Origin of the sequence: Aquimarina discodermiae, assembly GCF_040786235.1 — a bacterium.
GTDB lineage: Bacteria > Bacteroidota > Bacteroidia > Flavobacteriales > Flavobacteriaceae > Aquimarina.
Map to the genome: position 1 here is coordinate 502 of NZ_JBFMKP010000036.1, position 23,061 is coordinate 23,562.

At 32.0% G+C, this 23,061-nt stretch carries 16 protein-coding genes; 6 read left to right on the forward strand and 10 right to left on the reverse strand.

Annotated features, from left to right (window positions below; genetic code table 11):
- The 3 genes from ABW636_RS19495 to ABW636_RS19505 form a co-directional block, all read left to right on the forward strand.
- Window positions 1–2,204 (forward strand): T9SS type B sorting domain-containing protein (locus ABW636_RS19495; RefSeq protein WP_367591756.1); only part of this gene is annotated, 2,204 nt, incomplete at its 5' end.
- A 56-nt stretch (window positions 2,205–2,260) separates the two neighbouring features.
- On the forward strand, window positions 2,261–3,223 hold the full coding sequence (locus ABW636_RS19500; RefSeq protein ID WP_367591758.1) for a PorP/SprF family type IX secretion system membrane protein: 963 nt from the start codon (window positions 2,261–2,263) through the stop codon (window positions 3,221–3,223).
- Between the two features lie 33 nt (window positions 3,224–3,256).
- Window positions 3,257–5,215 (forward strand): OmpA family protein, encoded by a 1,959-nt coding sequence (locus tag ABW636_RS19505; protein ID WP_367591759.1) that lies wholly within the window; start codon window positions 3,257–3,259, stop codon window positions 5,213–5,215.
- 227 nt (window positions 5,216–5,442) lie between these two features.
- Here ABW636_RS19505 and ABW636_RS19510 read toward each other — a convergent pair whose 3' ends face one another.
- Both ABW636_RS19510 and htpG read right to left on the reverse strand, forming a co-directional pair.
- On the reverse strand, window positions 5,443–5,904 hold the full coding sequence (locus ABW636_RS19510; protein WP_367591760.1) for a hypothetical protein: 462 nt from the start codon (window positions 5,902–5,904) through the stop codon (window positions 5,443–5,445).
- A 280-nt stretch (window positions 5,905–6,184) separates the two neighbouring features.
- Window positions 6,185–8,071, reverse strand: a complete 1,887-nt coding sequence (gene htpG, locus ABW636_RS19515) for a molecular chaperone HtpG (RefSeq protein WP_367591761.1) — start codon at window positions 8,069–8,071, stop codon at window positions 6,185–6,187.
- Between the two features lie 326 nt (window positions 8,072–8,397).
- On the opposite strand from htpG, the gene ABW636_RS19520 reads away from it, so the two are divergent.
- On the forward strand, window positions 8,398–9,405 hold the full coding sequence (locus tag ABW636_RS19520; RefSeq protein WP_367591762.1) for a 3-oxoacyl-ACP synthase III family protein: 1,008 nt from the start codon (window positions 8,398–8,400) through the stop codon (window positions 9,403–9,405).
- A 267-nt stretch (window positions 9,406–9,672) separates the two neighbouring features.
- Here ABW636_RS19520 and ABW636_RS19525 read toward each other — a convergent pair whose 3' ends face one another.
- Window positions 9,673–12,036, reverse strand: a complete 2,364-nt coding sequence (locus ABW636_RS19525) for a TonB-dependent receptor (RefSeq protein ID WP_367591763.1) — start codon at window positions 12,034–12,036, stop codon at window positions 9,673–9,675.
- A gap of 563 nt (window positions 12,037–12,599) precedes the next feature.
- On the opposite strand from ABW636_RS19525, the gene ABW636_RS19530 reads away from it, so the two are divergent.
- Both ABW636_RS19530 and ABW636_RS19535 read left to right on the forward strand, forming a co-directional pair.
- On the forward strand, window positions 12,600–14,792 hold the full coding sequence (locus tag ABW636_RS19530; RefSeq protein ID WP_367591764.1) for a tetratricopeptide repeat-containing hybrid sensor histidine kinase/response regulator: 2,193 nt from the start codon (window positions 12,600–12,602) through the stop codon (window positions 14,790–14,792).
- Between the two features lie 314 nt (window positions 14,793–15,106).
- Window positions 15,107–15,469, forward strand: a complete 363-nt coding sequence (locus ABW636_RS19535) for a CoA-binding protein (protein WP_367591765.1) — start codon at window positions 15,107–15,109, stop codon at window positions 15,467–15,469.
- Here the strand turns inward: ABW636_RS19535 and ABW636_RS19540 are convergent.
- The 7 genes from ABW636_RS19540 to ABW636_RS19570 form a co-directional block, all read right to left on the reverse strand.
- Window positions 15,446–16,885 (reverse strand): sodium:solute symporter, encoded by a 1,440-nt coding sequence (locus ABW636_RS19540; RefSeq protein ID WP_367591767.1) that lies wholly within the window; start codon window positions 16,883–16,885, stop codon window positions 15,446–15,448. The genes ABW636_RS19535 and ABW636_RS19540 overlap by 24 nt on opposite strands.
- Before the next feature lie 85 nt (window positions 16,886–16,970).
- On the reverse strand, window positions 16,971–17,939 hold the full coding sequence (locus ABW636_RS19545; RefSeq protein WP_367591790.1) for an ISAs1 family transposase: 969 nt from the start codon (window positions 17,937–17,939) through the stop codon (window positions 16,971–16,973).
- A 237-nt stretch (window positions 17,940–18,176) separates the two neighbouring features.
- Window positions 18,177–18,482 (reverse strand): methyltransferase domain-containing protein, encoded by a 306-nt coding sequence (locus ABW636_RS19550; protein WP_367591768.1) that lies wholly within the window; start codon window positions 18,480–18,482, stop codon window positions 18,177–18,179.
- Window positions 18,373–18,636 carry a hypothetical protein gene (locus tag ABW636_RS19555; protein ID WP_367591792.1) on the reverse strand — a complete coding sequence of 88 codons (264 nt, stop codon included), beginning with the start codon at window positions 18,634–18,636 and terminating at the stop codon, window positions 18,373–18,375. The genes ABW636_RS19550 and ABW636_RS19555 overlap by 110 nt, the downstream gene beginning before the upstream one ends.
- A gap of 144 nt (window positions 18,637–18,780) precedes the next feature.
- Window positions 18,781–21,012 (reverse strand): DUF349 domain-containing protein, encoded by a 2,232-nt coding sequence (locus ABW636_RS19560; protein ID WP_367591769.1) that lies wholly within the window; start codon window positions 21,010–21,012, stop codon window positions 18,781–18,783.
- A 292-nt stretch (window positions 21,013–21,304) separates the two neighbouring features.
- On the reverse strand, window positions 21,305–22,036 hold the full coding sequence (locus ABW636_RS19565; RefSeq protein ID WP_367591770.1) for a shikimate dehydrogenase family protein: 732 nt from the start codon (window positions 22,034–22,036) through the stop codon (window positions 21,305–21,307).
- Complete coding sequence (locus ABW636_RS19570) at window positions 22,033–23,058, reverse strand: DUF368 domain-containing protein (RefSeq protein ID WP_367591771.1); 1,026 nt, start codon at window positions 23,056–23,058, stop codon at window positions 22,033–22,035. The genes ABW636_RS19565 and ABW636_RS19570 overlap by 4 nt, the downstream gene beginning before the upstream one ends.
- Between the last annotated feature and the right edge of the window lie 3 nt (window positions 23,059–23,061).

The window sequence follows — 23,061 nt, forward strand, 5'->3', positions numbered from 1 at the left end:
GACATTTATGTCGTATAGGAACAATCGATGATGATGATCCAGTGCCTACTGTTAGTATCAATGATGTTACGGTTGATGAGGGAGACAATGCTGTATTTACAGTAAGTTTATCAAATCCAAGTAGTGAAGCAATCACGGTTACTTTTACGGTTGATGATGCTACTGCCGTTGAGACTGATGATTATACAGAACCAACTTTAACAGTTATCATCCCGGCAGGAGATAGTAGTGCAAGTATTACTGTTGCCACAGTTGAAGATACAACCAATGAGCCACAAGAGACTTTTGAAGTGAATATCACTGATGCCGAAACCAATACAACAAACACTACCTTAACAGTAACCGATGCTCAGGGTATAGGAACAATCAATGATGATGATCCAGTGCCTACTGTTAGTATCAATGATGTTACGGTTGATGAAGGAGACAATGCTGTATTTACAGTAAGTTTATCAAATCCAAGTAGTGAAGCGATCACGGTTACTTTTACTGTTGATGATGCTACTGCCGTTGAGACTGATGATTATACAGAACCAACTTTAACAGTTATCATCCCGGCAGGAGATAGTAGCGCAAGTATTACTGTTGCCACAGTTGAAGATACAACCAATGAGCCACAAGAGACTTTTGAAGTAAATATCACTGATGCCGAAACCAATACAACAAACACTACCTTAACAGTTACCAATGCTCAGGGTATAGGAACAATCGATGATGATGATCCAGTGCCTACTGTTAGTATCAATGATGTTACGGTTGATGAGGGAGACAATGCTGTATTTACAGTAAGTTTATCAAATCCAAGTAGTGAAGCGATCACGGTTACTTTTACTGTTGATGATGCTACTGCCGTTGAGACTGATGATTATACAGAACCAACTTTAACAGTTATCATCCCGGCAGGAGATAGTAGCGCAAGTATTACTGTTGCCACAGTTGAAGACTTATTTCATGAATCAACAGAAACTTTTGAGGTGAATATCACTGATGCCGAAACCAATACAACGAACACCACGTTAACAGTAACTGATGCTCAGGGTATAGGAACAATCGATGATAATGATCCAGCTAACCCATCCATGCAACTTGTAAAGACAGTTAGTGCAGAAGGAAACTTTTTGAATGAAATTATCGAGTATGAAATGGTTATAACAAATACGGGGAATACTGTTTTAGAAAATATTGAAGTAATAGATGACAATGCAGATGTAGGAAGTATTACGTACCCTGGCGGACTTAGTAATATCCCTATCTTATTACAAGGAAATAGTGTTGTTGTTACGGCAGAACATACTATTACCCAAGATGATATTGATCTTGGTTATGTAGAGAATAGTGCTAATACTATAGCTGATAGCCCTAGTGGTATAAAAGGAGATGTTAATGATGTTTCTGATGCAGGAGATGAAAACGTAGAGACACCAAATGGTGATGGTACAACCGATGGTGACCCATCTAATGACCCAACAATTACGTTTTTAGAAACAAGTCGAAACTTAGAATTGACCAAAACAGGAGTTTATATTGATGTGAATAAAGATGGATTGCCAAATGTAGGTGATGAGATTCATTATACGTTTACAGTAGAGAATACAGGTAATGTAAATGTTACAGATATTATTATTGAAGACCCACTGCCAGGAATTCAAATTACTGGAGATCCAATAGATCTTGAAATCGGAGAGATAAATGCTACTAATTTTACAGCAACCTATGTGCTAACAAGAGAAGATGTACTTTTAGGTAGTGTGTCGAATCAAGCAACGGCAATAGGCTTAGATCCAATAGGAGATGATGTTGTCGATATTTCTGATGATCCTTTAAATACAGACGATGTGGATCTGGATGATGATGGGGATGCAGAGGATGTTACCATTACGGTGATTGATATGGATGATGAGATTGCAGTATATACTGGGATAAGCCCTAATGGAGACAACGTCAATGACGAGTTTTTAATAGTTGGGCTAGATAAGTTTCCTAAAAATACATTAAGTATCTTTAACAGATGGGGTGTGAAAATCTTTGAACAAGCTGGATACATGCAAGATGAAGCAAAGTTGTTTAGAGGAATTAGTGATGGGCGTTCAACAATAAAAGAAAGTGATAAATTGCCAGTAGGAACCTATTACTATGTACTAGAATATGAAAATGAAATAGGGTTACAGAAATCTAAAGCTGGGTATATATATATTAATAGATAGCGTTTTATTTGGAATACTATATATTTGTTATTCCCTAAATCAAATAAAGAAGACTTATGAATAGACTACTAATACTACTTTTGTTAACGGTTTTTGGTTTGATTACCACTCAGAATTATGCACAACAAGATGCACAATATACTCAATATATGTACAACACGGTTAGTGTAAATCCTGCCTATGCAGGAAGTAGAGGAGTATTAAGTATCATGGGATTACATCGTAGCCAATGGGTAGGACTCGAAGGCGCGCCACGTACTCAAACCTTAACACTAAACACTCCAATCGGTGAAAGTGAAAGACTAGGTTTGGGATTGTCGATTGTCAATGATCAAATTGGACCAACCGATGAAACGTATTTTGATATTGACTTTTCTTATACAATTCCTACATCTGATACCGGAAAATTAAGTTTGGGACTTAAAGCTGGAGGTCATTTATTGAATGTCAATTTTGACGAATTAACAAGGTTTGTTTCTAATGATGTAGTTTTTAGTAATGGAGGGATAGATAACAAGTTTAGCCCAAATGTAGGTATAGGTATCTATTATCATACAGATCGTTTTTATATGGGGTTAAGTGCTCCTAATTTGTTAGAAACAGATCATTTTGATGAAAGCTCTACGACAAATACCGATGGTAACACTATAAGTTTTTTGGCAGAAGAACGAATCAATTATTATTTAATAGGAGGATACGTATTTAATTTGAGTGAAGAAGTAAAATTTAAACCAGCAGTACTAAGTAAATTGGTTTTTGGAGCTCCTTTACAAGTTGATTTATCTGCTAATTTTTTACTATATGATCGTTTAACACTTGGTGCGGCTTATCGTTGGAGTGCAGCTGTAAGTGGAATGGTAGGGTTTCAGGTGTCTGATGCCTTGATGATTGGCTTCGCTTACGATAGAGAGACTACAGAATTAGGACAAACTCAGTTTAATGATGGAAGTTATGAGGTAATGCTTCGGTTCGAGTTATTCAAGAAATATAATAGAATGCTAACACCGCGTTTCTTCTAAATTATACTCATTTTTTAAAAACAATAAAAACACATGAAGGGGTATTTGCTAAAAACAGTATGGGCTATAGTTATAGTATTAATTACTAGTTCTACACTTTTTTCTCAGGAAAAGAAATTGCAAAGAGGTAAAAGTCAGTTTGATAGATATCAATATATTGATGCACAAAAAACGTATCTTAAAGTTGTTAAAAAAGGATATAAGAGTGCAGATTTATTTATGAATTTAGGTGACAGCTATTATTTTAATAGTCAGTATAAAGAAGCTTTAAAATGGTATAAAGAATTAGTAGATTCTTATCCAAGCGAGGTTTTGCCAGAGTACTATTTCAGATATGCACAGACTTTAAAAGCTATAGAAAAGTACGATGAGGCCAATAGTTACATGCAAAAATTTGCAGAAGTTAATGGAGATGATCAAAGAGCAAAACTATTTCAAAATACTTCTGATTACTTAAAGCGTATAGATTTTCAATCAGGAAGATTCGAAATAAAAAATGCTAGTGTTAATACATTGTTTGCAGATTTTGGAGCGGCTTTTTATGGAGAGAATATTGTTTTTACTTCATCAAGAGATACATTAATCACCAGAAAAAATGTACACCAGTGGAATGATGCAGCGTTTCTAAATCTTTTTGAAGCGAAGTATAACGATTCAGATAAAAGTTTATCAACAGTTACGAGGTTTGATAAAAAGATTAATTCTAAATTTCACGAATCAACTCCAGTTTTTACTAAGGATCAAAGAACTGTTTACTTTACAAGAAACAACTATGAAAATAGAAAGTTAAAACGAGATCAAAAAGGGACTAATAAACTGAAAATATATCGCTCCTATAAGAATGCACAAGGAGGGTGGACCACACCACAAAATTTGGCATTTAATAGTGATGAATATTCAATAGCGCACCCTGCGTTAAGTAAAGATGAAAAAACATTGTATTTCTCTTCTGATATGCCTGGAGGAAAAGGTGCCTCAGATATATATTCGGTTGCAATTAATGATGATGGTAGTTTTGGAGAACCAAAAAACCTTGGAGAACGAATAAACACAGAAGGAAAAGAAACATTTCCTTTTATAGGAGAAAATAACGAATTGTATTTTTCATCAGAAGGACATCTAGGTTTAGGTGGATTAGATGTGTTTGTTACTAGCTTAAGCCCACAAACGAAGGATGAAAAACTAGTGATAAATGTTGGAAAACCAATTAATGGCCCTAAAGATGATTTTGCATTTGTGATTAATGATTCTAAAAGAGGGTATTTTTCTTCGAATCGAGATGGAGGAAAAGGAAGCGATGATATCTATGGTTTTGTTCAAATAGAGGATTTAAAAAGCTTCTGTGAAGCTACAATTGCTGGATTAGTAACAGATAAAGATACTAATGAGTTATTGCCTGGAGCCAAAGTCTCTATTTTCGATAGTAATAATGAACTTATACAAAGCTATGTTGTAGGAGATGACGCTACCTATACACAATTAGTTAAATGCGAATCAAGTTATTTTGTGAGAGCAGAAAAAGATGAGTACGTAACTTTAGAAAAATTAGTGAATACTTCTGATGAAACGCAAACGTTGGATACCCTTTTGGCAATGGAAAAGAAAATAAAGACAGCCAATATTGGAGACGATTTAGCCAAAATTCTATCACTTAAACCTATTTATTTTGATTTTGGAGGTGCTTACATTCGTTCAGATGCAAAGGTTGAGTTAGCGAGAGTTATTGAAGTGCTAAATGAATATACCGACATGAAAATTGAAGTAAAATCGCATACAGATAGCCATGGTGATGATGCATATAATATGTGGTTGTCAGAAAAGAGAGCAAAAGCTACTGTAAAATATATGGTGGATAAAGGAATATCTAAAGACCGATTAACAGGAAAAGGTTATGGAGAAACAGAACACGTTAATGATTGTGGTAATGAATCTCACTGTACTAAAGAACAACATCAGCTAAACAGACGAAGTGAATTTATTATTGTTAAATAAACTTTAGTCATATTTTTGGACAAATAAATAGGTTGTTTGAAAGTGATCATAATAAAAAAGCCGTACAATCAAGATCGTACGGCTTTTTTATTATAGCTTTAATTTTGTATTAGATATTAATTAAAAAAAGTAATTTGTCTTTTGTATTGTAAAGCATACACACAATTGAACGCAGATACATCTAATTTATACCAATATTATAGCGTGAAAATTGTTGTAAAAAGATGTTATATACCGGTAGTTTTTTCTTTCCCTTCCTTGCTTAAAGCAAAACTTTTACTTCGGGTCATTTTCCTTATAAAACTAACTTTTCTAAATCGCAGTGCGGTCCAATCTTCATCAATAGATACTTGAGTGACGGGCTCTAAATTATAATCTCCCAGAACACCCCAGCCATGATCTCGGGTAATTACCGTAGTGTATTTTTTAGAGCTCTTTTTAGGAAATGCAAACCATAATACTGCATCACCAACAAGTTTGGGATATACCGTTTCAATTCGATTTTCTATTTGTTTCTTTTCCGTAACAAAAACAAGGGCAAAATCAACTTCAGATACCTGAATTAATGATTCTTTAATCTGCACATCTTTTAAACAATCTAATTCTTTGCAAAAACCTTCGGGTTCATTAAGAATCAGAATTTCATCTAATGAAGGGGGAAGTTGTAATTTTTTAAAAAGAGGAGTCATAAGAATATGTTTTGCGGTCTCTTAAAGATACAAAAAAATCTGATTAAATTCAATTTTTAAGGATGGTAACTTAATCAGATTGTATTCATATTTAATATGTTTTTACAATGTCAGTTAGGAGTATGATTGGTTTATACTAGGTATTCTATTGTTTTTTCCAGGTTTTAACTTTAAAAAATAACTTATTGTTATTCGGGTGGTAGTCAGCAAAAATCATAAAACAAAAGCCGCTTCATATACTAATGAAGCGGCTTTTAAATAGTTGTTTTATTGATCTGATTTACTTGATCATTTCGTAGCTACGTTTAATAAAGGATGTTAACTCTTCTCCTTTCAATAAGTTTTGAGAAAGTCTGGCTAAATCCAAAGATTGCTTAATCAAACGTTCTTTTTTCTTATCTGTTTTAGAATTAAAGATTTCTCCAATCAGTTCATGATTGGTGTTAACAATAAGATTGTACATCTCTGGCATATTACCAAACATATTCATTCCGCCTCCACCGGTTTGTTGCATTTCTTTCATTCTTCGCATAAACTCGGGTTGTGTAATAATAAAAGGAGATGCCCCACTATCCATAGCTTCTAATTGAACCGTATACTTATCAGTTGGGATCACTTTCTCTAGATCGGTTTTTAGAGTTTCTTTTTCCTCATCAGAAAGTTTAGAGATTGTTTCTTCGTCCTTTTTGATTAGATTGTCAATATGATCGCCATCTACACGTACAAAAGATATATTTTCTTTAGTAGTTTCTAGTTTTTGGATTAAATGCGAAACAATAGGAGAATCTAATAGTAATACTTCGTATCCTTTATCTTTTGCAGTGGTAATATATGAATGTTGCTCATCTTTATTAGAAGCATAAAGAACGATTAATTTACCATCCTTATCAGTTTGAGAATCTTTAATTTTTTCTTGTAATTCTTCAAACGTAAAATAAGTGTCATCTACAGTTGGGTACAATGTGAATTTGTCAGCTTTTTCGTAGAATTTATCTTCAGATAACATTCCATACTCAATAACTACTTTAATATCGTTCCATTTCTTTTCAAAATCCTCTCGGTCATTTTTGAATATAGAATTTAGTTTGTCAGCTACCTTTCTAGTAATATAACTAGAGATTTTTTTAACAGCGCCATCGGCTTGTAAATAAGAACGAGAAACATTTAGTGGGATATCAGGAGAATCTATAACACCACGTAACATGGTTAAAAATTCGGGTACGATACCTTCGACATTATCAGTTACAAATACTTGATTTTGATATAATTGTATTTTGTCTTTTTGGATATTCATATCCTGACCTAATTTAGGAAAATACAATATCCCGGTAAGATTAAAAGGATAATCTACATTAAGATGAATGTTGAAAAGAGGTTCTTCAAATTGCATTGGATATAACTCCCTGTAGAAACCTTTATAATCTTCATCTTTTAGATCGGTTGGTTGTTTTGTCCAGGCAGGAGTAGGGTTATTGATAATATTATCTACTTCTTGCGTTGGTGCAGGATCTTCTTCCTTAGCTCCTTCTGGTTTTGGTAAAGTTTCTGTCTTTGTTCCGAATTTAATCGAAACAGGCATAAACTTATTATATTTTACTAAAAGCTCACTAATCCTGTTTTCTTCCAAAAATTCTGCATCATCATCGCCAATATGTAAAATGATTTCTGTTCCTCTCTCTGTTTTGTCATGCGCTTCGAGCGTATAGGTAGGAGACCCATCGCAAACCCAATGTGCAGCAGGTTCATCTTTATATGATTTTGTAATTATTTCTACTTTATCTGCTACCATAAATGCAGAGTAAAAACCTAATCCAAAATGCCCGATAATACCAGAATCTTTAGCGCTATCCTTATATTTTTCAAGAAATTCTTCTGCACCAGAAAAAGCAACTTGATTAATATATTTCTCAACCTCTTCGGCGGTCATTCCTAAACCTTGGTCGATAATATGTAATTGCTTTTTCTCTTTATCTATTTTTACTTCAATAGTTGGGTTACCATATGTAACATTGGTTTCGCCAATACTTGTTAAATGTTTTAGTTTTAAGGTTGCATCTGTTGCGTTAGAGATTAATTCTCTTAGAAAGATCTCATGATCAGAATACAAGAATTTTTTAATTAACGGAAAAATGTTTTCTACAGATACATTGATATTTCCTGTTGCCATTTGGATACTATTTTATTAAATTATTTTATTGTCATGTTTATGATAGCATCTTTATTCAAAAAAAATACCAATAACTATAATCTGCCAAACTGGCATTATTGATTAGTAAAAAAGTCAATTTTATAGTTAATCAGTAAAGTAATGAGATATTCTTACACAATATTTTGGAGTTTATAGGCAGTATCTTTTTGATTTTTTTATAATTATCAGACTAACTGGTTGTTATGTGTGCATAGAATATAATACAACTTTCTTTTTTCAAACAGTGTAGAATATATATATTGTAGGAAATTTTTATTACAAAAAAATACACAATAATTAACCATATGTATACTTCAAAAATATCAGGATTAGGATATTATGTTCCTGAAAATATTGTAACGAATGATGACCTTTCTAAAGTAATGGATACTAATGATGAATGGATTCAAGAACGAACAGGAATAAAACAGCGACGTCATATTAAAAAGGGAGATGGAAACAGTACTTCTGTTATGGGAGCGAAAGCGGCCAAAATAGCAATAGAAAGAGCTTCCTTAGCCACCGATGATATAGAACTTATAATTTTTGCAACACTTAGCCCAGACATGTATTTTCCTGGTGGGGGAGTTCAAGTGCAAGAAATATTACAGATGAAAACAGTACCAGCTTTAGATGTTCGTAATCAATGTAGTGGGTTTGTATATGCTATATCTGTTGCAGATCAGTTTATCAAAACAGGTATGTATAAAAATATTCTGGTAATTGGAAGCGAAAACCATAGTGGTGGACTTGATATGACAACTCGCGGAAGAGGGGTTTCTGTTATTTTTGGTGATGGAGCGGGCGCAGCAGTATTAACAAGAAGTGAAAAAGAAGGATCTGGAATTTTATCAACACATTTACATAGCGAAGGAGCCCACGCAAGAGAACTGTCACTAGAAGGACCTAGTACAGGGCATTGGGTCCCAGAAATTATAGAAGAAAATCCACAAGAAAATATTCCTTATTATCCATACATGAATGGGCAGTTTGTTTTTAAAAATGCAGTAGTGAGATTCTCTGAGGTTATCAATGAAGGATTACAGGCTAATAATTTGACAGCTCAGGATATTGACATGTTGATACCTCATCAGGCAAACTTAAGAATATCACAGTTTATTCAGAAAAAGTTTAAGCTATCAGATGATCAGGTGTTTAATAATATCCAGAAATATGGAAATACTACAGCAGCTTCGATCCCAATAGCACTTACAGAAGCATGGGAACAAGGAAATATCAAGGAAGGTGATCTTGTCGTTTTGGCGGCTTTTGGGAGTGGATTTACTTGGGGGAGTGCAATTATTAAGTGGTAGTATAAAAAAGCAAATACATTTATCGTTGGTATATAAAAAGTAAAACGCGAAGCAGAAGCTTCGCGTTTTGTATTGCATAATTCGGTCATCAATTTTTTTAAAGGCTAATTCAAATAAATCACAACCATAACTATAACAATAAACGATTCAAATTGTGAAGTGTTACAGAATTTTATTGTTTTTCACAATTTTTTAACTTTAACGGGATTCCAAATTAATTTTTCATACTTTTTTGTCATAAAAATACTTTTGTTGTTAGTACTGTTTTTATAATAATCCTCCTCCAGACTTTTCATTTTTATCTCTACGTTTTCTAGATATCTTTCTATTTTTTCCACTTCCAAATCGATACGACAAACCTAAGAACATAGTTTGTGTTTCTCCTTGAAACTGACCATGTTGTACAAAAGGTGTATCCCCCGAAAATCTAAATCGCATGGTGTTAAAAATATCATTAAAATTAATACTAGCAGTTCCTTTTCCTTTCATGAAGTTGTAACGTGCCCCAGTATTAACAAAATAAAAAGGCTTAATATTAAACTGTATCCCATCTTGCTGCCCTCTATAAAATCCGAATACCTGAAAAGTTAGGTTTTTAGTAGCTTTTAGACTGTTGTTAATTCTAAAATTATAGACAACAGCATCTACTTCTTTATTAATATTTTCTACAACACCTTTTTGAGTTTGACCATAAAGATCAAAACTTGCATTTATACTCCACCATTTAGCAACTTTATAATTGCTGGATAATTCGATTCCGTAAGCGGAGTTATTTTTAAAATTATCAAAAGTTAATATTTGCCCTTCTTCTACATCTGGATTTTCGAGAAGTACTCGACTTATCTCATCAGTAATAATTCTATAGAAAACACCACCTGTTATAGACCCTTTTTTTAATTTACGAGTATAATTTGCTTCAATAGAACTGGTAAATTGAGGATCTAAACTTGGGTTACCAATAGAAATAATTCTAGGGGTACTCCATTCTCTAATAGGGTTTACCTGTCCTAATCCAGGCCGATCTATTCTTCTACTATAACTAAGCTGATAACTATTCTTTTCACTAGGGTTATAGGTTAAATAACCAGAGGGGTATATTGTAAAAATATCATCTTCGAATACTTTTTTTCCATTAAAAATGGCTTCCACTTCATAGTTTTCGAAACGTGCGCCCAATTGATACGACCACTTTTCAAAATTTTGACCATAGGTACCATAGAATGAATGAATATTCCTGTCATAACTATAAACAGAGTTAGAGAATAAAGTAGATTGGTAATCATTATCTGTTCTTCTTAAACGTGTTTCATATCCAAGTTCTAATTTGGTTTTTTCTGATAATGGGTTGACATAATCTAGGTTGATAGTAGTATTTTTACGTTCATTGTTGATAAGGTCAGTATAGTTTGATAAAGTTCCGTTTATAAATGAAAAATCGTCATTACTATCACTTTCAAAAATGTTATAATCTACTTCTAATTCTATATTATGTCCCTCTTTTTTGAAATCGTGTTTAAAATCAAAATTGTATGTATTACCTATATTGTCACCATCACTTATTAGGTTTTGGGTTAGATTATCCTGAGAGTTGTTAAGGAAAATGATATCTGTAGTTCCATTGGTAATACCGTCAAATAAGTTTTGATTAGTATATACAGAAATAGTGTTTTTATCATCTATATAATAATCAAGACCTACTTTAAAAAGATGTGACTTGTTATTGTCTAAAAAACTAAAATTCTGTCTGGAATTTTCATCATCTCTTTGTACATAACCTCCATTTAATCTTTTATTAATATTAGTACCATAATTACCATAAAAATTGATTTTTCCGGCTCGGTAATTAAGATCTATAGAACTATTAAATCTTGCGTTTTTATCAAAATTAAGTCCTAAGTTAATATTTCCATTAAAACCAATATTACTATTCTTGTGAAGAATAATATTAATGATACCGCTCATCCCTTCTGGATTATACTTGGCCGAAGGATTCGTGATTAATTCAATTTTTTTTATGGAAGTTGAAGGAATTTGCTTGAGCAATTGAGTAGCATCGATATTGGTTGGTTTGCCATCAATAAGAATGCGTACATTTTGATTACCTCTTAAGGCAATATTACCATCCTGATCCACATTTACAGATGGGATATTGTTCATTATTTCTGAAGCACTACCTCCTGTGGTTGTTAAATCTTTACCAACATTAATAACTTTACGATCGATTTTTTGCTCTATCGTTGTACGTTCGGCAATAACAGTTACATCATCAAGGGCTTCTGCCGTTTCTTCTAATGAAATAATACCGATATTGATATCTTTTGTCTTTCTTGAAATTTCTATAGGTTGCGAATAAGTTTTGTATCCTATAAATTGTATTTGTAAAGTATAGCTTCCTTTAGGAACATCAGAGATAATAAAATCTCCTTTTTCGGTACTAATGCCCCCACTCACAATTTTATCAGCACCATCATGAATTGAAATGGTTGCATAGGGGATGGGTTCTTCTAAGTTTTTGTCGATAATTTTTCCTTGTATGCTACCGACGACAATATTACTACTAGGTTGTGCAAAAATAAAAGAGCACCTAAATAATAATAAGGATAACATAACTCTACATAAGATAGTCCTCATTTGATCGTTTATTTGATTGATGTTTGATGTGTACTACAAAGGCAGTACATTAAAAATGTTAAACATGTTGATTAGGCATGTTAGGAAATATGACGAGTAGTCGTTTATAATGTTACAAACTATAGCACTTTTAACATTTAATTAAGAAAAATCAATAATGAAATCAAATAATGTATGTAAATTTATGTTAATAGTTGTACATTAAACTACACAAAGGAACTATCCAAATATATTTCGGCTTAAATATATACTAAACTTTGTTTAGTAGTTCTTAAAAAGATCAAAAAAAAGTATTTTTTTTGGATGATTTTAAAAAGAAGCTGATAATTGAGGATATTTTTTGTTGAGATACTTTTTAAATTTACTTTTCCTTAGAGAATCGTGTTGAAAATAGAAGTTAATTCACTATTTTTAAAAATAACATAGACCATCTTAATACAAAAAGGGAGAAGATTAAAACATTTTATCGTGTTTAAAGCCAGCTTTATAAAATAGTAATTAGTACTTGTTTGAACAATGGTATTGTATCAAGTATTATACTAAAAGTTGGTTAAAAATTGGCTATGAGAAGAAAAAGAATAGTAGTTGTTTTAATATACTTTATTGGATATATATCAAGTGTTGCTCAATCCTATGAAATAAGTAAGGATAGTGTAAATAATATAATTGTAGAATCCTTTAAAATTATTAGTGATGGTGAATATAGTAAGGCTCATGAGCAACTTAGTTTTGCTTTAGAATACGGAAAAAGACATCGCAATGATTCTATAGTAGGAGATGTTTATAATTGTCTAGGAAGTTTGTTTAGAAGTATGGGAGATTTTGACAATGCGAGTAAGTATTATGCATTGTCTAAGAAAGCATTGATAAAGGCAAACTATAAATCTTATCTAATTTACCACTATAATAATGTTGGTAATTTATACAATGATAAAAAAGATTATGTAAATGCAGAGAAGAATTTGAAACAAGCTCGAAACCTTGCATTAGAGCTTAATGATTCTTTTAAAGCAATATGGCCAACTTCTAATATTGCAGAAATTAAGTATAATTTAGGAGATTATGAGAATGCATATTTCTATTTATTAGAGACGATAAAACTGTATGAACCAGATACCATACAGCAACCAGATATTATTATAAGTACTTATAGATATTTAGGTAATATTTATTCAAAGTTTGGAGAGCCAGAAAAAGCCATCCAGAATTTTGCGAAAGCAAAAGAAATTGCTTTAGCGCATGATTCATACTCAAAACTGATTTTGATAGAAAAAGATAAAGCTATTTTGTTTGATGAACTTAATCAACCAGAGAATGCGAAAAAAGCGATGACCGATCAGATAAAGTTTCTAGAAAAGAACTTTGAAAATCAACAAAGCTTAATTAAAGAGCAAAATCAATTAGAACGAGATTTGTTTGAAAAAGAAAGTAGTTTGGTGCTAACCAGAGCATTAAATAAAAGTCAGGAAGAATCTTTACAAAAAATAAAATATTTTGCATTAGCGTTACTAGCCTTGTTTTTTATAACCATTAGTGTGGTAGTATTATTATATAAGTCTAATAAAAACCGTTTAAATTTAAACAATAGCCTAAAAGTAAAAAATAAGGAGCTACTAGATGCCAAAGAAAAGACAGAATATGCCGCTCAATTAAAAACTAATTTCTTTTCTACAATCAGTCATGAGTTGCGTACCCCTCTTTATGCTGTTACCGGCATAACCGATATATTGATTGATGAAAACCCTAAAAAGAACCAAGTCCATTACCTAAATGCATTAAAGTCATCTGGTGAACATTTACTCTCTTTGATTAATAATATTCTTCAAATTAACAGGTATGATGCCAATAAAATAGAGCTAAATGTTATAGAATTTAATATTGAAGAAATCATTAATAATTTAAAAAATGCGTTGAGTTATTTGAAAAAAGAAAATAACAATCGCATTCATATAAGTGTTGACAATGATATTCCCAAAAAGTTAAAAGGCGATTCTATAAAGTTATCTCAGGTCATAATAAACCTTTTAGGAAATGCTTTAAAATTTACTGAAAACGGAAATATATGGCTAACTGTAAACCGTGTTGGTGTTGAACAAAATCGAGAAAATGAAGTTACTCTTAAGATTAATATTAAAGACGACGGTATTGGTATTTCTAAGCAAATGCAAAGTAGAATTTTTGAAGATTTTTACCAGGAATCAATTCAGCTTAACCGCAATTATGAAGGTGCCGGACTGGGATTAGCAATTGTAAAACGTTTGCTAAACGCTATGGGAAGCGAAATTATGGTTGATAGTAATCCAAATGAAGGTGCAAGTTTTTCTTTTGTTATTAAGTTCGAGTGTGAGCCAGAAATTACACAAGCTCAAATAATTGATGAGGACCTCATTAACCTTAAAGATAAAACGGTATTGGTAGTAGATGATAATGCAATTAATCAAATGATAACAAGGCGCATCTTAGAAACTAAAAATGCAGATGTGGTTGTTATTGATAATGGATTTGATGCAATTGAGTTGGTTGAAAATCAGAATTTTGATATTATACTTATGGATATTCATATGCCCAAAATGAATGGGTATGAGACGACAAAAAAAATACGAGATTTTAATACCGAGACACCTATCATTGCTCTAACTGCTGTTGACCTTAGTGAAAACAGAGAAAAAATTAGTGCCTCTGGAATGAATGGGGTTATATCGAAGCCTTTTCAACTGGATCACTTTTATATAGAACTTAATAGATTTATTAGTTAAGTACCGCTATTTTTTTAAAGCCTTTTGAAATAAGGACATAAAAGTAAAATCAAAAACCGCCTTTGTGTACAAAGGCGGTTTTTTGTAATAATCAAATAATAACACTAACCATCAATTTTGAAAAATTTGATTATTACTCAAGTAACTAACTAAATCTATGAAAAATTATATCTTTTTCTATTTATAAGACGTCATCTTTAAAACTGTGTTACATTAGTATTTTCTTTTTAACACTTTTAAAGCTATTTTTAACGTTTTAGAAATGATGATATCATTATAACTTTATAATTTGTCATTCATAATTTGTAAATGATATGAGTAAAAAAACCGTAGTTGTTGGTGCCTCTACCAAAACAGATAGATATTCGAACAGAGCTATTCACAGATTAGTAAGTTATAATCATCCAGTCGTGGCGATAGGAGTAATGAAAGGAGAAGTTGCAGGGGTTCCGATTCAAAAAGGATATGAGGTCGATGATCAAATAGATACTGTTACCATGTATATACATCCTTTAAGACAACCACCCGTTTATAATGATATTATCAATTTAAAGCCTAAAAGAGTTATTTTTAATCCAGGCACAGAAAACCCAGAGTTTTTTCAAAAGCTTAAAGATGTTGGTATCGAAGTAGAAATAGCATGTACACTAGTTTTACTTTCTACTGATCAATATTAGTCCTAAAAAGGTCAAAAAACCGTTAAGAATAAGAATAAAAAATCCAAAATCGAAATTAAACCATTTTATACTGCATATGCTTATGATATAAGATATTATAGGTGATAAAATGGCAATTAAGGGAACCAGTTTGTCTTTAACCATTAGTTTGGTAAATAAGCCAAAAGCGTATAGCCCAAGTAAAGGGCCATAGGTATATCCGGCAAATACAAATAATTTTGCAATAACACTTTCATCCCTTATGATATACTTAAATGCTATTATAACTATTACCAAAATAATAGAGAAAAGAACATGAATTTTTTTTCTAACTTTTTCTTGATCTCCTGGAGTGTACTTTTTTTCAATATCAAGAATATCGATACTAAAAGATGTTGTCAAAGAGGTTAAGGCACTATCTGCACTACTGTATGCTGCTGCAATCAACCCTAAAATAAAAAAGATAGCAATTCCATATCCCAAACCACTTTGAGTAGCAATAGTTGAGAAAAGCTGATCTTTGTGAGCATCGATACCGTGTTGAGAAGCATATAGCGTTAATAGAAGGCCAAGACTTAAAAAAATAAAATTTACAATGGTAAGCACTATGGTAAATGAAAATATATTTTTTTGAGCATCCTTTAAGTTCCTGCAAGTAAGGTTTTTTTGCATCATATCCTGATCTAATCCTGTCATAACAATGGCAATAAACGCTCCCGAGAAAAATTGTTTCCAAAAGTAGTTAGCACTTTTAAAATCCTCAAAAAAGAACATTTTAGAAAGGTCGCTGTCCAAAACATAACCAAGTAAATTAGACCCTGTAACACCTAAATCATTAGAAACATAATACACGGCTACACCAACAGCAATAAGCATGAATAAGGTCTGTAACGTATCAGTCCAAACAATAGTTTTAATTCCCGATTTGAAAGTGTATAACCAGATTAACAAGATAGTAATAATAACAGTAACCCAAAAAGGTACACTAAGAGCATCAAATAGAATCGTCTGTAATACATTGGCAACAAGAAATAGCCTAAAACTAGCTCCAATGACCCTAGATAATATGAAAAAAGAAGCGCCTGTTTTATAAGAGTACGTACCAAAACGTTTTTCTAAATACGTATATATAGAGGTAAGGTTAAGCTTATAATATAAAGGCAATAATATGGTGCCTATTACTATATAACCTATAATATAACCCAAAACCACTTGCATATAACTAAATTGTGAGGCTTCTACCCATCCAGGTACCGATATAAAAGTTACGCCACTTAAAGAAGCTCCTATCATACCAAAGGCTACTACATACCAAGGAGATTGTCTGTTGGCCTTAAAAAATGCATCATTGTTAGCATTTTTACCTGTAAAATATGAGATTAAAAGAAGAACCCCGAAATATGCTGCAATAAGAAGCAGGATGTGTAATGGTTGCATGAATTTTGGTTAAAATGAATTACCAAAGTACAATTTTTTGATAAAAATTGAATCAAATTGTTTTATAACCTCAGAGCAAAAGCATTTAAAAACATAGTACCTTTTCTCTATATTCTTTATCAATCAATGCTTTAAACCTCTTATTATTCTTACTTTTTTTAAGAGTAGTTTCTTTGTTTATAAGGTTTAAAGCTGCTTTTAAGATGATATTGAAGTTTTCTGCAGAGTTCTGTACTCTCTTTCTAGCTGTATCCTGATTAAATACCACATCAAGTAACCTGTGTAATTGATTCTCTATTGACCAATGCTTTCTGATAGCATTATTTATAACAGTAGCATCTGTTGTCAAATTTGAGATATAGAAATGAGTTTCATTAGTTGTTTTGTGTGTTGATTTATGATAAACCTCTTTTTCAATCACTATAAATGACTTCAAATCTTTCCACTCTTGAGCGTTTTCAAGATGGCTTAAATTTGTATAAATTTTGCAGGTTCGCTTTTCTACCCTTCGATGACCACAATCATTTTGCTCAACAATTTCTGTAGGCTTTTCTAGTTGTAGGGTGTCTTTTATTGCTAAATGAAGAGTGCCTTGATTTGCTATAGCAGCAATAATATAATTGGTGTTTTTTGATTTTATTTGCCCTACAATTGCTTTTTGACAACCTATTGCGTCAATGGTAACAATACTTTTTTCAATAAATAAGATATCCAATAATTCTGTAATAGCACTAATCTCGTTACTCTTGTCTATGACTTTAGATTGACCCAAAGACAAACCTTGGTCTGTTGCCATAGCATTTACAATATGAGGTGTAATACTTTGTGGAACTGATAAATTCTTTGCACTATGAACTGTTTTTCCATCTAAAGCTATAATCTCTAAAGTATTGGTATCTCGCAGTGAATCAACCAGTTTTGAAAACAATGTTGAAAACTCGATGGGCCTAATGCCATAAAAAAATCTACGAAGAGTATCTTTTGATGGAAATCCATTACAAAAGGAACCGTGTTTTTTTAGCCAGTCTATTTCGTATTCACCAAAGATTAGTATACGATCTTATTCTTGACAACCACAACGTACAGCACTAAAAGTAAGTAACAGAATGTTTGACATGGAATGTCTAATATTTCCTTTGTTGGTACAACGTGGATCTTGCAAGTTTGAAAAGCAATAATTAATAAAATTCCTGTTAAATTTTGAATCTGAAGATAATGACATTTTTTTAATTCCCCTATTGGAGAATTACGTCCTAGTGATTGAGACAAAGTTATACCAATTAGAAATATTTTAAAAAGTTAAATGCTTTTGCCATGGGTTTTTTATCCACAGTAGCGTGCTGTTAGAATAAAAGAATACATGAGTAGGGTCATTTTTATACCACCAGGTAGTAAAATTGATCATAGAGTTGTATAATTTGGTTTTACAATATAATGTTCCGTTTGGTAAGAGTAGAGATTTTAATAAACCAAATTCTTTGGCGGGATTATAAAAATGTTCCATAACCTCGAAGCAAACAATATAAACATATCTTTTTTTCAAGAAGGTTTTTGTCTGAACGAAAATAGGGGGCATATGCAACAATATCATACCCATTATTAACTAGTAAATGAGTAATTACAAGGCCGCTTCCCGCACCAAAATCCAATCCTTTATGAGTAGAAGAATATGTTTCTAAAACACCATTAATCCTATGGGATACGAAATTTTGATATGCATGATCATTAATGTCGTTTTTGATGCAAGTCATAGTGTTCTTTCTCTTTTCCTTGAGAAAGAAAATGTGAAGGATCTAGCATGATACCTTCACATTTTGTGTATTTATAATATGTTTTCTCCTGTATTTCAGAACACAATATAGTTTCTGAATTACACAGAAGACGACATAACGTTACTAAAGTTGTTTGATCTTTTTAAGTTTTTCTTTCCAGACTTCTAAATTTTCTCGATGCTTTGCTATATTTTTTTGAACATCAAGAACCATCGGGTTATCATCTTTTGCATGTTTAAAGAATTGAAGGTTATTTTCTAATTGACGAATTTCACCATTCACTTCTTCAATTTTTTTCCTAATGAAATTTTGTTCATTTCTTAAAGCGCGATCATCGGTTTGATTGGATAATGAACTTAGCTTATTTTCATACTTAATAAGTTCAGTTTCTTTACGGCTTAAGTTAAGCTGTTGGAATAGAACGTCTAGAGCTTTATTGTAATCATTGTCAATGCCCTTACTTTTATAAGGTACTCGTCCAAGAGTTTTCCATAAAGCAATATTCTCTTTTATTGTTTTAAGATCTATTTCAGGGTTTCCTGAAAGTTTAACTTCTTTAAGTTCTTCTAGATGTGCCTGTTTCTTTTCTAAAGAAACTAATTCTTCTTTATTAGTCTCATTTCTTTCTGCATGTAATCTGTCAAAATAAAAATTACAGGCTTCCTTAAATCTTTTCCAGATCTTATCGCTGTCTTTTCTAGGAACGTGCCCAATCTTTTTCCAATCAGATTGGATTTTTTTCATAAGAGGTGTTACCACATTAAAATCATCACTGTCCTTATTGTTTTCTGCAATTTGTATCAGCTCCATCTTTTTGTTTAGATTCTCAAACTGATCTTTTTTAAGGCTTTTGTAGAAATCGTTTTTATTGTGATTAAAACTTCTAACGGCAGTTTTAAACTCACCCCATATGTGTTCATTAATATTTGATGGTACTTTTCCTGCTTTAAAAAAGTCTTCTCGCAATGCTTCAATCTCTTTTATTTTCTGTTGCCATCCACTGTGATTCTTTGGCCGATCCTCACTGACAGTAATTATTTTAGAAATAATTACTCTTTTTACTTCCAGATTTTTCTCATAAACCTTATCCAAATCTTTAAAATAATTCTGACGATTTTCGTGAATTTGCTTGGTAAGAACACTAAACTTTTGCCAAATAGGTTCTCGATATTCTTTCTCTACAGGACCTAAATCTTCTTTCCACATTTTATGAAGCTGCTGTAACTCTCTAAATGCTCTGTTTACATCAGTTTCTTGTGCTAATTCTGTAGCACGCTCAATAATTTTAAGTTTTTGCTCAAGATTATGTTTAAAATCAAGATCTCTAAACTCTCTATTTAAATGTAAAAAATCATAAAAGTTTTCAGAATGATGATGATAGGTGTTCCAGACTGTATTGTATTTGTCTCTTGGGATTGCGCCAGCATTGCGCCATCTCTCTTGTATGCTTTTAAAGTGATTGTATGTAGTGTTAATATTCTCGTCTACATTTAGTAAACCTTTTAACTCTTCTATCAATTCAAGTCTTCTGTTCAAATTTGCCTGAAGATCTTTTTTTAGATTTTGATGATAAGCATTTCTCTTTTCTTTATAATCAAAATATGCCGAATTAAATTCTTTTTTCAAGGGAGTAGAATAATAGAAATCAATCAAGTCTCCTCCATCTGCCAAAAATTCTTCCTTTTTTTGCTCTTCTTCTTCGTTAAATTTTTGGTTAAATTCTGTTTTGATCTCTTCTATATGTTCTCGAATTGCCTGAACCTTTTCATTTTTTACCAAAGTTTGCAATTCTTTAACTAACTCTTCTTTGCTCATTGCATGATAGTCTTTTTTCTCGATGCTATGGCTTTCGATGGTAGTTTCGTCTTCACTATGCTCTGCAACGGCTTCATCCATCTGATCTTGTATTTGATCATTCTTTTCTGGAGTTCCGGTTTCTGTCGTAGGTACTTGAGATTCTTTTTCGCTTTCTTTTTGATGAGACACGGCATCTGTTACCTGAGGATTAACAGTAGTTGTTTCTTCATCAGCCTGATCTCTGGTGTCATCCTTTTTTTCTGAAACACTTTCAGAATTTGAGATTTCTTCGGTTGAAGGTTCTTCTGATTTCTTTGTTACTTCCTGCTGTTCTCCAACTGCATCGGTAATTTGCGGATTGACAATATCTACAGCTTCTTCTTTGAGATCCTCGGGAGTTGATGTAGAATTGGTTTCCGAAGAGGTTTGATCAATTGTATCTGGAATAATGTTTGATACACTTGCGTTTATGTTTTCTACCTCCGAATTTACATCCAAAGTTTCTGTCTTATTCTCTTTATTTCCATCTGCCTTTGGCAGGTTATCATGTGTTGACATTGTGTGAGCTTTTTGTTAGTGTCTTACATTTACCAGTCGAATCTCAAAATAGAGGCATATAAGCCTAATATCTTACTTTAAAAAAATAATTATAATACCTGTTTTAGTTATATTTTATTATGAATTAGAACAAAAAATAACTCAAGTCATTATAGCCTTATTTAAAAATACAATTAGTATTATTCTTTGACTAAGATACTAACATATTAGAAAAACTCAAAGTTATTAGAAAGTTTTAGCCTCTTCTTTAAAGAATTAGGTGTTATTTTGTAGAATGTTTAATAGTTGTTAATTAACTATTCCATATTTCCCAAGCCTTTTCTGCTTGTAGTGTTAGCATTTGTAATCCGTTAGAAACGATAGCTCCATTTTCTTTCCCTTTTTTCATAAAAGTGGTTTCAGAAGGGTTGTATATTAAATCATACAAAACATGATTTTTTGAAATATATTCATATGGTATGTTTGGATAATTATGAATATTAGGGTGAGTTCCCAGAGGAGTGCAATTGATCAATAGTGGGTATGAACGCATAATATCCTCATCAAGATCATTATAACTAAGCTCGTTAAAATCGGGATTTCTGGATACAAAAACAGATTCGATTTGTAATTGTTGTAAAGCATATGCAATAGCTTTTGATGCTCCTCCCGTACCTAAAATTAATGCTTTTTTGATACTTTTATTTAAAAGTGGTTTAAGGGATTCGGTAAAACCAAAATAATCACTATTGTAGCCGGTTAACTTTTGAGTATGATCTATTTTGATAACATTAACAGCACCTATTTCTTTGGCAATAGGATCTAGCTCATCCAAATGTGCAATTATTTCTTCTTTATAAGGTATCGTAACATTAAGTCCAAGTACTTGTTGATCCTTAATAACCTCTTTTATATTGTCAATATGCTCTAGATCAAAGTTGTTGTACTCACAGTTTAATTTTTCTTTTTCGAATTTATCAGTAAAATAACCTTTAGAAAAAGAATAACCGATATTTCTGCCTAATAGACCATATGCTTTTTTCATTTTGAAGTTTTTATAGTTCGTTTACCATACCATTCTAACCATAAGACCAAAGCAATCCCTAAAAGGATGTAAAAAAGTGCGATGTATGTCTGTAGTATAGTTGGATCTGGAAAATAACGATCATAATTATCAAGAATAGGGCTTTTGAGAGCATCTAATTGTATGTTTCCTGATGTGTCGGTTTTGTATATCTTATGTTTCCATGGCCATACAACACCTAAGGAACCTGTGATAAAACCAATGATGACCGCAAAAGTTGTACTCTTATAGCGTTTTAATACGTATCCTAAAAAATGAGATAAGGTGATTAATCCGATCAAAGACCCAATGCTAAAAACAATGAGTACCTGTAGTAATCTAATTCTGCGTGGGTTGTCTATAAATGAAAAATCCCACTGTATGATATCTGCCATTGTATCGTATAGTGCATTTACAGAATCTACAAGTAACAATACATAATTGCCAAGTAGTATTAGAATGAAAGATCCTGACAGTCCAGGTAATGTCATGCCAGATACACCAATGATTCCGCAAATGAAAACAAACAATAGGTTGTCATTCTCTTTGGCTGGGCTTAAAAGGCTGATGCTTACTCCAACAATGATTCCGAGTAAAATAAATATAATATTTCTTCTGCTCCAATCGTCAAAATCTTTTACGATATAATAAATAGATCCTATGATCATTCCAAAAAATGCGGCCCAAACATACAATTCATAGTGAACAATAAAGTAGTCCAATATTTTTGAAACACTAAAATAGCTAATAAGCATTCCCGAAATTAACAACCCCAAAAAACGAGCATTGATATATCGCCAGAAACTTTTAAATCTAAAGTTTATAAATAATTTAAATGCTTTAAGATTTATTTTTTGAAGAGAATAAATAAACTCTTCATAAAAACCCGCAACAAATGCTACAACACCACCAGATACTCCAGGAACTTTATTAGCAGCTCCCATGGCAAGACCTTTGATAACAAGGAAAAATTTATCACTAAAGGTTCGGGTGCTTTGTTGCATGAA